The 12,977-nt window shown below is 70.8% G+C and carries 7 protein-coding genes; 3 read left to right on the top strand and 4 right to left on the bottom strand.

Annotation, left to right across the window (positions count from 1 at the left end; all coding sequences use genetic code 11):
• Positions 1–33: 33 nt before the first annotated feature.
• From E4M00_RS11400 to E4M00_RS11390, 3 genes are all read right to left on the bottom strand, one after another.
• The gene (locus E4M00_RS11400) at positions 34–6,105 is read right to left on the bottom strand and encodes an Ig-like domain-containing protein (protein ID WP_135120659.1); all 6,072 of its coding nucleotides are present in this window, start codon (positions 6,103–6,105) and stop codon (positions 34–36) included.
• Positions 6,105–7,238 (bottom strand): serine/threonine-protein kinase, encoded by a 1,134-nt coding sequence (locus E4M00_RS11395; RefSeq protein WP_135120658.1) that lies wholly within the window; start codon positions 7,236–7,238, stop codon positions 6,105–6,107. Before E4M00_RS11395 ends, E4M00_RS11400 begins: the two co-directional genes overlap by 1 nt.
• 61 nt (positions 7,239–7,299) lie before the next feature.
• On the bottom strand, positions 7,300–8,337 hold the full coding sequence (locus tag E4M00_RS11390) for an FHA domain-containing protein (protein WP_135120657.1): 1,038 nt from the start codon (positions 8,335–8,337) through the stop codon (positions 7,300–7,302).
• Between the two features lie 76 nt (positions 8,338–8,413).
• On the opposite strand from E4M00_RS11390, the gene E4M00_RS11385 reads away from it, so the two are divergent.
• Positions 8,414–9,805, top strand: a complete 1,392-nt coding sequence (locus E4M00_RS11385; RefSeq protein WP_240037055.1) for a cryptochrome/photolyase family protein — start codon at positions 8,414–8,416, stop codon at positions 9,803–9,805.
• On the opposite strand, the gene E4M00_RS11380 is transcribed toward E4M00_RS11385, so the two are convergent.
• Entirely contained in the window at positions 9,786–10,772 is a 987-nt protein-coding gene (locus E4M00_RS11380; RefSeq protein ID WP_135120655.1) for an ArsR/SmtB family transcription factor, read from the bottom strand. The genes E4M00_RS11385 and E4M00_RS11380 overlap by 20 nt on opposite strands.
• 56 nt (positions 10,773–10,828) lie before the next feature.
• On the opposite strand from E4M00_RS11380, the gene E4M00_RS11375 reads away from it, so the two are divergent.
• A complete protein-coding gene (locus tag E4M00_RS11375; RefSeq protein WP_240037053.1) occupies positions 10,829–12,121 on the top strand; it encodes an MFS transporter in 1,293 nt (430 codons plus the stop codon).
• 64 nt (positions 12,122–12,185) lie between these two features.
• Complete coding sequence (locus E4M00_RS11370; protein WP_135120653.1) at positions 12,186–12,965, top strand: Pr6Pr family membrane protein; 780 nt, start codon at positions 12,186–12,188, stop codon at positions 12,963–12,965.
• Positions 12,966–12,977: the final 12 nt, after the last annotated feature.

Below are 12,977 nucleotides of genomic sequence, written 5' to 3'. Positions count from 1 at the left end.
AAGGATGCTGGGGAAGAACGGATGCGGCGACGGTCACGGTGCGACGGGCTCGGCCGGGGGCGTCTCGGTCGGCGTCGGCTCCGGGGGATCCGGCGGTGGCGGCGGAGCGCAGATCGGAACGGTGTGGGTGATCCCCTGCAGCGGCGCGAACGAGCCGGTGAAGGTGACGGTGAAATCGGCCGAGAGCCTGTCGGCCGCGAAGGTGAATCCCGACACCGCGTACGAACCGCTCGCAGCGTCCGACACCGACACGAGATCGCCCGGGTTCGTGGTGTCGACCCAGCAGCCGTCGTCCTGTCGGTCCGGATCGTTGAACTCCACCGAGACCGTCGTCGGCACGTTGCCGGTGATGCCGGTCTCGCCGGAGCAGTACAACCCGAAGTTCTTGCGGCACTCGCGCGCCTTCACATTGCCCGGGGCGCCGTCGTCGGAGAGGGAGAACTCCTCGCGCCACTGGCCGTACAGGTAGTACTGCATCTCGAAGCCACGGCGCGCCTGGATCGACGGGCCTCGCTCGAGACCGTAGCTGAAGCTCAACCCGCCGCCGCTCGGCACGGTGGCGACGGCGTAGGTGTTGTCCCCCGACGGCGCGTCGACGGCCACGAAGGTGAGCACCTGAACCGAGTTCGACGATGCGACACCGAAGCCGTTGCTCACGCAGGCCTTGACCTGGTACACCTCGAACTCGGCGAGGCCGGACAGCGTCGGCCCGGCACCCTGCGCCTCGCCGCCCGAGATCGAGAGCGATCCTCCCTTGGCGTTCACGCGGCACTCGGGCTCGCCGCCGTTCCGCCAGGCGACGTAGAGGCGCTCGACCGGCTTCGCGCTGCCGTTGGCGTTGGCATCCGCTCCCCCGACGGTGATCGAGGAGTTCGTGGCGGCGGATGCCGTGACCCCGTTCGTGATGACCGGGCTGCCTGCACCCTCGACCGTGACGACGACGGAGGCCCCGTCGGTCGAGCCCGAGATCGGCGGCTGGAACCGGCTGATCGGCACGATGGTCAGCACCTGGGGGCCGGGCGTCACGTCGAGGCGCTCGGTCGTGGTCTTGCCGGAACGGGTGATGGTCTGGTCGCGCTCGACGATGCGGAACGCCTGGGTGTCGTCCGAGGAGGCCACCGAGAGTTCGATGACGGCGTTGTTCGGAGCCGTGCGACCGTCGACGTAGACGGGAACCGCCGACGCCTCGCCGATGCGCGGGGCCTCATAGGCCCACGTCGTGACGGACGAGGTGTCGCCCGATTCGCCGACAGCGTTGACGGCACGAGCCGTGTACTCGTGCTTCTCGCCGTTGACCAGGCCGGAGACGGTGCAGGAGTAGACGCCGGCGACGGAGGGCGAGCAGTCGGCCGACTGCTGGCGGCCGCCGCTGTAGATGGCGACGCCCGTGAGCTCCGGATGCGCCCTGGCGGCCTCGCCGAGGGCGACGTCGAGCGTCACGCTCGAGCCCGTGTAGGAGCGAGTCGAGATCGACGACGGCCGCTGGGGATAGCCCTGCACGTCGATCGTCAGGCGTCCGGTTCCGGTGCGGCCCTGCGCGTCGGTGACGGTGAACGGCACGATGCACTCGCCGCCGAAGGCATCCTGTCCCGAGGGGAAGACGGCGTTGACTGCCGTGTCACCGGATGCCGCGACTGTGGCGACATCGCAGGCGACGCCCCCGCCCGAGCCGATGCTCACGAGCTTGAGTCCGGCGCCGGTCTTGCCGGCGAACGGGTCGTATTCCCCCGAGACCCCGACGACGGGGATGGAGCAGGTGCCGGCGCTGACGGTGCACTTCTCGGTGAAGGTCGCACCGCGCGGGGCGTCGGCCGGCGCGACGCCGACGACGAGAGTGATGGCCGCGCTCAGGCCACCGAAGGCCGACACCGACACCGTCGCCGTCTCGCGGGTTCCGGGACGCGCGTCCGCCCGGGCCTCGAAGGCGACCTCGGCACCGTTCTGGGTCATCACGAAGGAGGCACCGTCGTAGGCGACGCTGTAGTCGAGCTTCGACCTGTCGCCCTCGCGGTCGCCCTCCCAGGTCGTCATGGAGTCGTAGAGCGCGACGGTCTCGGAGGCCGCCGGTGCGATCGTGCGCGAGAGCGCCGAGAGGATGGCCTGCGGGTTCTTCGGCCTGATGGCGACCGGCACGACGACATACGACCAGGTCGACTGGCCGTCGATGCGGAGGGGCACGAGGCAGGAGTCGATCCAGGGTGCCTCGCGTCCGGCGGAGTAGACGGCGTCGTCCTTGCCGCTCGCCGTGCAGGTGGCGGCCGCCCGCTGCGTGGTGAACTTCCCGTCGCGCAACTGCACGTCATCGGATGCCGGAAGGTCGACGAGGTCGCGCACGTCGATCGTGGCCGACTTCTCCTCATCGACCTGAACGGGGTCGATGGCGGCCTTCAGCTGAACGCGCATGTTGTCGAAGGCGGGGATGCGCAGGAACCCATAGGACACGACGTCCTCGCCTGCGGCATCCGTCGCCGACACCTGGAACGGAACGAGATCGCCCTTCGCCGGCAGCGAGCCCGTGATGCGCCATCCGTCGACGTCGTAGCGCGACTGCGCCCGGTCGCCCCAGAGTCGCAGCTTGAGCCCGGCGACATCGCCGGACGACCAGGCCACCTTGCCCGAGAGCACGTCGACGCCCGACGTCGACAGGTCGCCGCGGGTGCGCGCCGTCAGCACGGTGTCGCTGACGATCGGATTGTCGGCGCCGACCTCGTCGCTCACCGCGACCACGATGAGGCCCTGGGCCGTGCTCGACGAGGCATCGGAGCGCACCGTGTAGACGTAGGAGTTGGTGCCGGTCACGTCACCGGCGTTCAGGATCACGCGCCCGTCGGCGATCGAGGTCTTCGAGTCGATCAGTCGCTCGAGTCGTTCGTACTCGCTTGTTCCGGCTGGGGCGTTCGGCTCGAGTGCGATCAGCTCGAGTTCGCCCTGGGCCGGGTCGCGGTCGTTGTCGAGGGGCTGGATGCGCACGGGAGTGGCGGCGCCGCTCTGCACGCGGGCGAAGTCGCTGAACGTGACGGGAGCCGTGTCGGCCAGCTCGGAGTCGAGCACGCCCACCCGAACGACGCCGGATGCCTCGGCACCGTTGGAGTCGCGCACGGTGTAGCCGAAGCTCAGCTGCCCGCCCGGGACGGCCGAGCCCGGAGCGGTGTAGACGATGGCGTTGCCCTCGGCGGAGACCGAGGCCGTGCCGGAGTTCACCGGGGGCTGCTCGGTTCCGACCAGGATCACGGCGTCGCCGTCGGGGTCGACGCCGTAGGACGGAACCCTGATGGAGACGCTCTGCCCGGTGAGCACGCGGGCGCTGAGCGCCTGCGGCTTGGGAGCGCGGTTGGCTCCCGGCGGCAGCACCGTCACCGTGATGGTCGTGTTGTCGGTGCGCGACGGATCGGACTCGAGCGCGACGGAGTAGCCGATCGTGTAGGTGCCGGCCGCCGACGGCGCGAGATAGCGCACGCTGTCACCGGCGGCGAAGGCGAGCTCACCGCTGGTGCCGGAGCCGGCGACCGCGGGGCTGACGACGAGCCTGGCACCGCGCGGACTCACGTCGTTGGCTGTCACCGGGATGCGCACGAGCGCGCCGGCACGGACCGTGACGGCGTCGGGAAGTGCGATGGGCGAGACGGTGGACACGCTCGGAGCGAGGAAGACGGCGACGGTGCCCGTCACCGCTGCTCCGGCTCCGTCGGCGACGGTCACGTTCGCCCGCCCGATGAGACCGGGCAGGCCGTCGGCGGTCGAGCCGCTGACCCGTAGTTCGGCCGAGTCGACGACGCCGACGTTGAGAGCGGCATCCGTGCTCTCCGCCGACGACAGCACGAGCACGCGACCGGTGGTGTTCGACACGGCACCGAAGACGTCGACCGAGGTGTCCTCGCCGGCTCGCACGAACGCCGTGAGAGGCGCCATCGACAGGGGGACGCCTTCGCCGACCACGGTCAGGCGCACGATGGCCGACTGCTCGGACTGCGAGAGCGTGTCGACGACGGAGTAGGTGACGACGTACTGGCCCGGCGCCGACGCACTCAGTTCGATCTCGCCGGCGGCGGCGTTCGGTGAGACGACGAGGCCCTGCTCGGAGGTCGAGGATGCGACGGCGTCGACGAGGCGGAACGATCCCGATCCGCCGGTCACGTGGTCGGCCACCGCCACGGAGACGGTCTCGTCGACCCCGGCCGTGACGGCGACGGGTGCCGCCTCGAGGGTCGGAGAGCCGGTGACGACGACGGACAGGGTCTTCTCGGTGCTGGCTCCGCCTGCGTCGGTCACCGTCACCAGCACGTCGACGACGCCGTCAGCGCCGTTCGGGTCGGAGTGGCGCACCGCCACCCGGCCGTCGGCCATGGGCACGACCGTCACCGGGGCGTCGCCGTCGACCGTGCGGGCGTCCGACAGGATGACGGGATCGCCCTCGGGGTCGACCCAGGCGTTCAGCACGGGCACGATGACGGTTCCGCCCGGCAGCACCTGCGGGGTCGGCCAGTCCTGCTGGCAGGCCTCGACGCCGCACCACACCGGGGCCGTCTGCTCCTCCGGCGCCCGGACGCTCAGCGTGACGGTGGCCGGCTTCGACGTCGCGGTGCCGTCGGTCACGGAGTACTGGAACGACGCCTCGCCCTCGCCGGCCTTCACACGCACGGCCATCGACTGGCCCGAGCCCACGACGGAGACGGCACCGAAGCCCTGGTCGCTCAACCCGGTCACCGAGGCCGGGTCGATCGTGAGCACGTCCTTCTTGTTCGGGTCGTGGTCGTTCAGCAGTACCGGCAGCAGGACGAGCTGGCCGCTGCGCACGCCGAACGCGTCGTCGACGGCCACAGGCGGCTCGGGCTCGGCCACGTCGTCGACGATGATCGCACCCTCCTGCTCGTCGTCGTCCTCATCGACAGACCACTCCTCGAGCGGGATGGCGGCGCCGTCGGGCAGGGTCCAGAGCAGGCCGGAGGTCGTCTCGTTGAGCACGGCGCGATCACCGTTCGAACGGATGACCGGGGTCACCGCCTGCGCGTTGTCGAGTTCGCCGTCGGGAATCGTGAGAAGTGCGGTCTCCCCGGTCGAGCGCGACCAGATCGCCCCGGACGAGCTGCCGATCCAGGCAGCGTGGGCGTCGTCGCCGACGACGACCGGCTGAGCCGGGGTGCCGGTCGCCTGGGCGATGCGCGTCGAGGTCGCACGCTGCAGGTCGAGTTCGACGAGGCCGTCGCCGTCGGCGATCAACGCCGAGCCACCGTCGTCGCTGCCCGCCTGCAGCACGGCGGCGTCATCGACATCGACGTCGACGGGCTCGTCGCGATCGGAGATCCAGGCCCGGCCGTCGGAGAGCAGCACCCAGCCGTCCCCGACCACGCTGAGCGCCACGGCGGCGTCGGCATCGGGTGGCGAGGCCAGCTCCTGAGCCGATCCGAGGAAGCTGCCCGTGGTCGCGTCGTAGGTGCGCACGGCCTGCTCGTCGGCGGAGTACAACGCCACCAGGCCGGCCGGGGACACCGAGACCGCGGCCGCGACGTAGGCCGCGGCCTCGGCGTCGTCGCCGTCTGCACCGTCGCCGCCGTCTGCAGGCGCTGTGGGGGCGGCGGATGCGGCCTCCTCGGCGAGCGGATCGATGGGCGTCACGCTCGAGTCCGTGCCGACCCCGCCGAGGTACACCTGGCCGGTGTCGGTTCGATAGAGCACGTGGGTTCCGGCCGAGACGACCTCTCGGGTGCCGGCAGGGGTGCTCTCGGCCGCGCTGGCCGGGGCATCCGTGCCCGCAGCGGCGTCAGCCTCGTCCGCCTGCACGAGGTCGATCGGGCTCGCGGCATCGATCGGCCAGCGCTGGCGGAGGCCCTGGCTGTAGACCGAGCTCGCGGCGCCGGCCTGCACGACGTCGTTCGGGTCGTCCACGGCGCGCACGGTGTCGATCTCGGCGAGATCGGTGTTCACTCGGGCGTACTGCCCGGAGTCCTTGGTGACCCACACCGACGACTCGACGCGGGGAACCTCGGTGGCCTCGTAGCCCTCCGCCGTCACGGCCAGGGTCACGACCACGCCGAGAACGGCGATCGCCGACACCGCCGCGATGATCGCGGAGCGCGCCGGACGCCGGGTCGTGCGTGGGGTACTCATCACAGCGCCCCGGTGAGAAAGAGGGCTGCCACGCCGGCGACGGCGAGGAGGCCGGCACCGATGCCGGCGCCGACCAAGCCTGCGCGCAGAGCGGAGGGCTGGGTGGCGGCCACGGGGATGCCATCGCGATCGACGGCGCCGCCGCCATCGCCCTGGCGCATCGCGCGAGCTGCGCGGCGCGAGTACTTCTCGACCGTGGTGACGACGGGGCCGCGCTGGCGGGTGTCCTTGAAGCGGATGGGCGACGCGGCCGCCCACTCGGGGCTGGCGACGTCGAACGACGTCGACGGGATGCCGAGCTCGTACTGCGCCCAGCGCAGCTGTTCGGCGAACTCGGCCATCGTGGCGAAGCGCTTGGCCGGGTCGCGGTGCATGGCCTTGGACAGGATCTCGTCGATGCGCGGCGGGAGGCCGTCGACCGGCAGTGCCGTGTACCGCGCCGCCGTGATGCGTCGCACCAGCTGCTCTCGCGTGTTCTTCTCCCGTGTCGACGCCTCGAACGGGCTGCGGCCGGCGAGCAGGGTGTAGAGGGTGGCGCCGAGGCTCCAGATCTCGCTGGGCACCGAGCCCGACACACGCTCCTGCAGCACCTCGGGTGCGCTCCACGGGATCGACATGGCGAAGATCTCGGGAACCCCGTCGTCGGCCGACACCGCTGCCGCGATGCCGAAGTCGGCGAGCACCGGGGAGCCGAGGGCGTTGATGAGCACGTTCGACGGCTTGATGTCGCGGTGCAGCAGGCCGGCCCGGTGCGCCGTCTCCAAGGCCCCGGCGATGCGCACGCCCGTGTCGAGCACCTCGACGATGTCGAGCGGCTCCTTCTTGTAGCGGGCGCTCATGGTGTCGGGGCAGTACTCCATGGCGAAGTAGGGGCGCCCGTCGGCCGAGATGGAGGCCTGGTAGATGGTGACGATGGCCGGATGCGCCGACAGCTTGGCCATGATGTCGGCCTCGACGTTGAAGGCGCGGCGCACCTCGGGATTCAGGGCGTCGGCGAACAGCACCTTGACGGCGGACACACGGCGGGGCATGTCCTGCTCGTAGAGGAAGACGTCGGCGAAGCCACCGGATCCGAGCGGGCGCACATAGCTGTAGCCCCCGATGACCGGCGGTGATGACACCCGTCTGGCCACGTGTGGATCGCCTTTCTGTCAGCTCGGGCTGCTGACAGTCCCGACGTGCTCGAGGCGGACTCTACGTCGAACGCCCCTGGACGGCAACACGGTAGGAATCCCCCAAATCGAGTATATCTCCGGGGGACAGCGCCATCCTCCCCCCATCGTGGAGCAGACGGGGCGGTCGGGAGCGCGCGTAGACGACGGTTCCATTGGTCGAATCGAGGTCGTGGGCGGTGAGCACTGCCCCATCGAGATCGACCTCTATGTGCACCCCCGAGATCTCGCGACCGGGCGACGGAACGACGATGTGCATGGCGCCGGACGGGCCGTCCTTCCATGGACGACGGCCGAAGATCACCGGCGGCGCGACGGGGGTCCCGTCGGGGAGCACCAGGGTCCAGCCCGGGCCGGGAACCGACGCGACGGGAGGCTCCGGGGTGACGGATGCCCCGGGCTCGAGCGGCGGGGCCGGCTCGGGTTCCCGGGTTGGCGCCGCGGCCGGTTCCGGGGCCGACCTCGCGGCATCCGTCTTGGCGGCATCCGTCTTGGCGGCATCCGTCTTCGCGGCATCCGTCTTCGCCGCACGCTCCAGGTCGATGCGGGTGGGAGCCGCCGGCAGACGGATGGGCCGCGTGTGCAGGTGCGCGGCCGACGCGCGGGCGAGCGCCACCGGCCGCTCGGCGACGCCGATCATCGAGGTGCGCACGACGCCGTCGCGCACGGGCAGGCAATCGACGCCGTCGCGGGCGTCGAGGGCGAGGCGGAGCCTGTCGACGCCGATGGCCTCGCCGATGATCCACGCCGCACCCGGAGGGCCGCTGAACCGCGTCGACGAGGTGCCCGTCATGGTCACGTCCACGTCACCGCTCACGGCGACGTGGAAGGTGCGCTCGGCCGGATCGATGACCTCGACGATCGCGAAGGAGAGATCGGGGTGCTCGCCGATCAGCACGTCGAGCGCATCGGCGAGATGGGTCTCGTCGTCGTCGAGCAGCGCGTAGACGCCGGCACCCAGTTCGGAATCCGCCTCGGGCCCGAGCAGGCAGATGAACCGGTCGGTCACGATGCCGAGACCGGATCCGCCGTCGCCGCCAACTGAGGAGTACTCGAACACGATTCGACCCTATCGAACGCGCAGAATGGGAGAGTCGCGAATGTGGCGCTGTCGACCCGAGGAGAGGACGTCACCCGTGCAGCATCCCCCCGAGGCTCCGGCCATCGTCTGGCTGCGCGACGACCTGCGCATCGCGGACAACCCGGCGCTGAACGCCGCCGTCGAGCGCGGAGGCGCCGTGCTCGTGCTCTTCGTCCTCGACGAGGTGTCCGACGGCATCCGTGGGCTCGGTGGGGCCAGTCGGTGGTGGCTGCATCAGAGCCTCGAGTCCCTCGGCACCTCGCTCGCCGAGCTGGGCGTGCCGCTCGTGCTCCGCCGAGGAGCAGCCGCGGAGGTGGTACCGGCCGTCGTGGCCGAGACCGGGGCGGGTGCCGTGTTCTGGAACCGGCGCTACGGCGGGGCCGCGCGCGCCATCGACACCGAGCTCAAGACGACGCTGCGAGCCGACGGGCTCGACGTGGCGAGCTTCGCGGCGTCGCTCCTGTTCGAGCCGTGGACCATCACCACGGGAGCCGGGAATCCGTACTCCGTGTTCACGCCGTTCTGGAAGGCCTGCCGCGACGCCCCGCCGCCACGCGGCCCGCTGCCTGCACCGACGGCGATCGAGGGCTATGCCGGGGCTGCGGCATCCGACGCCGTCGACGACTGGACCCTCGAACCGACGCACCCCGACTGGGCCGGCGGACTGCGGGAGGCCTGGACTCCCGGCGAGGCTGCGGCGAGCGCCGCCCTCGACGACTTCCTCGCCACGAAGCTGGCCGCCTACGCCGGCGAGCGCGACTTCCCCGCCGAGGAAGCGACGTCGCGGCTCTCGCCGCACCTGCGCTTCGGCGAGATCAGCCCGTACACGGTGTGGGAGCGGGCGACCCGGGCACGGGCCGGGCTCGGCGGTGCCGGAGCCGAGGGCACGACCCGCTTCCTGACCGAGCTGGGCTGGCGCGAGTTCACCCACCACGTGCTGTTCCACGCTCCCGAGCTCGCCACGGTCAACTGGCGTCGCGAGTTCGACGCCTTCCCGTGGCCGCCGCTCGACGAGAGCGCTCTGGTCGCCTGGCAGAAGGGTCGCACCGGGCTGCCCATCGTCGACGCCGGCATGCGCGAGCTCTGGACTACGGGCACCATGCACAACCGCATCCGCATGGTCGTCGCCTCGTTCCTCACCAAGAACCTGCTCATCGACTGGCGGCTCGGCGAGCAGTGGTTCTGGGACACCCTCGTCGACGCCGACGAGGCGAGCAACCCGTTCAACTGGCAGTGGGTCGCCGGATCGGGGGCGGATGCCGCTCCCTACTTCCGCGTCTTCAATCCCGAACTGCAGGCCAAGAAGTTCGACGGTCACGGCCAGTACGTGAAGCACTGGGTTCCCGAGGTCGGAACCGACGCCTACCCCGAGCCGATCGTCGATCTCGGCGAGACCCGCCGGGCTGCCCTCGCCGCGTACGACGTGGTCAAGAACCAGCCCCGCTGACCAACGACACATCGGTCGACGCCGCGAGCAACGCCGTCCCCAGCTCGCTGCGGAAGTACAGCATGCTGTGGCCGTAGCGCGTCGAGGTCACCAGCCCGGCATCCCTCAGCGCCCGGAGATGCTGATTGACCGCCGAGGTCGTCACGTCGAACCGCACCCCGAGCTCCGTCGATGACGCGGGCTCGGCGAGCGCCGTGAGCAGGCTCGCGCGCGCCTGCCCCACGATCGCGGCGACCGCTGCCGGGTTGGGCACCCGCTCGGTCTCCCACAGGGCGCCCTGACCGCGCGCCGGGTACATCACCATGGGCGGCCCGCTGCCCACCGGAGCCGATGCCCGCCTCGTGAACATGGTCGGAACCAGCGTGAGCCCGAGACCGCCGGTCGCCACCTCCCGATCGACCGGATCGCGCAGCTGCACCGACACGACATCCTTCTCGTACGACACCGTCGACGACACCCCGTTGAGCATCGCCGCCAGCCCCGACTGTGCGATCAGCCGACCGCGATAGGTGACGTCGGCCTCGAGCACAGCACGCATCCGTGGCCAGTACGGGGCGAAGCACTCGTCCCAGAGCTGCTGGAGTGCCCGCATCATCCGTGCGACGGCTTCGCGGGGCGGGCCGGAGAGAGCATCCGGGATGCGCCCGTGCACGGCCTCGAGATCGCGATGGAAGGTCGAGGTGCGGATACGCGCCAACGTCTGGAACTCGTCGTCGATGCGCGTGAGGGGCGAGGCGGGTCGAGGGTTCAGGAAGTCGGGCGTCCAGAGCCTGTCGTCGATGAGCGCGAACAGGGTCTCGAGATCCACCCGGCTGCGGGCCTCCTCGGTGCGGCGCAGCCACGGCAACTGCAACGGGAACAACGAGGGGTCCTTAATCGCCCGCAGAGACAGGCCGAGCTCGCAGAGCGGGGACAACCCGAAGTGCACGCCACCGAAGTCCGAGTCGGTCAGCCTGTAGCGCAACATGTAGCAGAACGCTACATCACTGTGGGGCATCCCTTTCGCCAGCCATGATCGATCTCGTGATCGAAACGGATGCAGCCCCCTCCCCCACGCGCCCCAGCCCGGCGCAGCGCATCGCCGCCTCGATCTCCGACCCCGTTCTGCGCGTGCTCGTGCTGTCGACCCTCATCGGCCGGGTCGGTCGCGGCATCTTCCTGACCGTGACGGTGCTCTACTTCACGCTCGTCGTGGGTCTCTCCGCGACCGAGGTCGCGCTGGTGCTGGCCGCCTCGAGTGCCGTCGGCGTCGGGGCGTCCCTCCTCGGCGGCCAGCTCGCCGACAGGTTCAGCGCGAGGCGGCTGCTGCTCGGCTTCTCGGCACTCAGCGGTCTCGGCCTCATCGGGTACGTGTACGCCACGTCATTCGCCTCGGCGCTGCTCATCGCCTGCGTCGTGGGAGCCGCCGACTCCGCGGCCAACGCGACCCGCATGGCGATCATCGCGCGGGCCTTCACCGGCGCCGCCCGGGTCAACGCCCGCGCAGTGCTGCGCACGGTCACGAACATCGCCATCGCGGTCGGCTCCGCCCTCGGCGGACTCGCGCTGCTCGTGGGCACGGCCGATGCCTTCCGCGGAATCCTCGTCGGGGCCGGCGTGGTCTACCTGCTCGGCTGCTCCCTGCTGCTGCGTCTGCCGGCGAGCGTCGACGCCCCGCCGCGCGAGATCGGCGTCGACACCAGTGCTCGGGCCGCGATCACGGCCGACCGGCGCAAGCGCTCCCCGTGGCGGAACCCCCGCTACCTCGCGCTCTCGGCCCTCAGCGCGGTCTTCGGCATCCAGTTCGGTCTCGCCGAGGTGGGGGTCCCGCTCTGGATCGCCCACGACACGAATGCTCCGACGGCCCTGGTCGCGGCGGTGCTCATCCTCAACACGATCGTCGTCATCATCTTCCAGGTGCCGTTGTCGCGAGGCACCCACGACATCCGGCGCGCCGGGGTCGTCACGGCGTGGGCCGGCGTCATCATGGCCGCGGCGTGCCTGCTCTACTTCGCGGCATCCGGAACGGGCGTCATCGCGGCGGTCCTGCTGCTGCTCGTCGCGGCTCTCGCGCACGCCTTCGCCGAGGTGCTCTCGCAGGCCGGCGGATGGGGGCTGAGCTTCGAACTGGCCGATCCTGCCGTTCCGGGCGCCTACCAGGGAGTGTTCTCGATGGCGTTCTCGGTCGGATCGATGCTGGCGCCTCTCGTGGTCACGGCGGCGCTCGCGCACGGCTTCGCCGGCTGGGCCGGACTCGCGGTCATGTTCCTGCTCGCCGCCTTCGGCACCGACGCGATCGCCCGCCGGGCAGCGCGATCACGGGCCGCCGCCGTCTGATCCGGGGGCTCCGGCCGGAGTCGCGCTCGCCCCTCGCCCAGACACCCTGGCGTAGCGTTCTCCTATGCGCGTGCGTGATGACCCGGCCCAGCGGCCGGGGCTCCGCGAGGCTCGAGTCGCCGTCGTGCTGGGCTGGGTGCGCATCGCCGTGGTGGCGGCCGAGATCATCGCCCTCATCGGAAACTTCCGCTACGTGCTCGGCTTCAGCTCCTTCGGTGTCGCCAACTTCTTCGGATACTTCACCATCCAGTCGGCCATGATCGCCGTGGTCGTCACCCTCGCCGGCGGCCTCGTGCTGCTGAGCGGACGCAGCGAGTCCGTCGCGCTGCTCACGACGCGCACGATCGTGCTCGTCTACGTCGTGCTGTCCGGCATCGTCTTCGGCCTGCTCGCCGCCTTCTCCTCGACACGCACCTACCAGATCGTCATCCCGTGGTCGGATCAGCTGCTGCACTTCATCCTTCCGGCGGTACTGCTCGTCGACTGGCTGGTCGGCCGCTTCCTCGGCCCGCGCGCGCCGGCCGTCCCGTGGATCGCCCTCGCCTGGGCCGTGCCGTTCCCGGTGATCTGGCTCATCTTCACCCTGTTCCGCGGCGATGCTGTCGGCTGGTACCCGTACTTCTTCCTCGACCCGTCGCAGGTGAGCGGGCCGGCGGTCATCGTCGCCTACTGCGCCGGCATCCTCGCCGTCATCCTGGGGTTCGTGGCCACCTTCGTCGGCTTGAGTCGGGCACGGATGCTGCATTCGCCCGACGCGCACGCGTCCGGCCCCAGCTCCACCGTCCTCAGCGCTCCCCGCTCGTCGATGGCACAGGAGCGAAGCGAGCGCGTCGAGACGGGTTAGGGACGGCGGTCG

Origin of the sequence: Orlajensenia leifsoniae, from assembly GCF_004570845.1 — a bacterium.
Taxonomy (GTDB): Bacteria; Actinomycetota; Actinomycetes; order Actinomycetales; family Microbacteriaceae; genus Orlajensenia; species Orlajensenia leifsoniae.
Note: the sequence above shows the minus strand (reverse complement) of the source record. Positions and strands in the feature narration are given on the sequence as shown.

Excerpts from the sequence above, each read along its gene's own strand:
- E4M00_RS11380 (WP_135120655.1), bottom strand. The coding sequence starts at position 10,772 with ATGTTGCGCTACAGGCTGACCGACTCGGACTTCGGTGGCGTGCACTTC.
- E4M00_RS11400 (WP_135120659.1), bottom strand. The coding sequence starts at position 6,105 with ATGAGTACCCCACGCACGACCCGGCGTCCGGCGCGCTCCGCGATCATC.
- E4M00_RS11370 (WP_135120653.1), top strand. The coding sequence starts at position 12,186 with ATGCGCGTGCGTGATGACCCGGCCCAGCGGCCGGGGCTCCGCGAGGCT.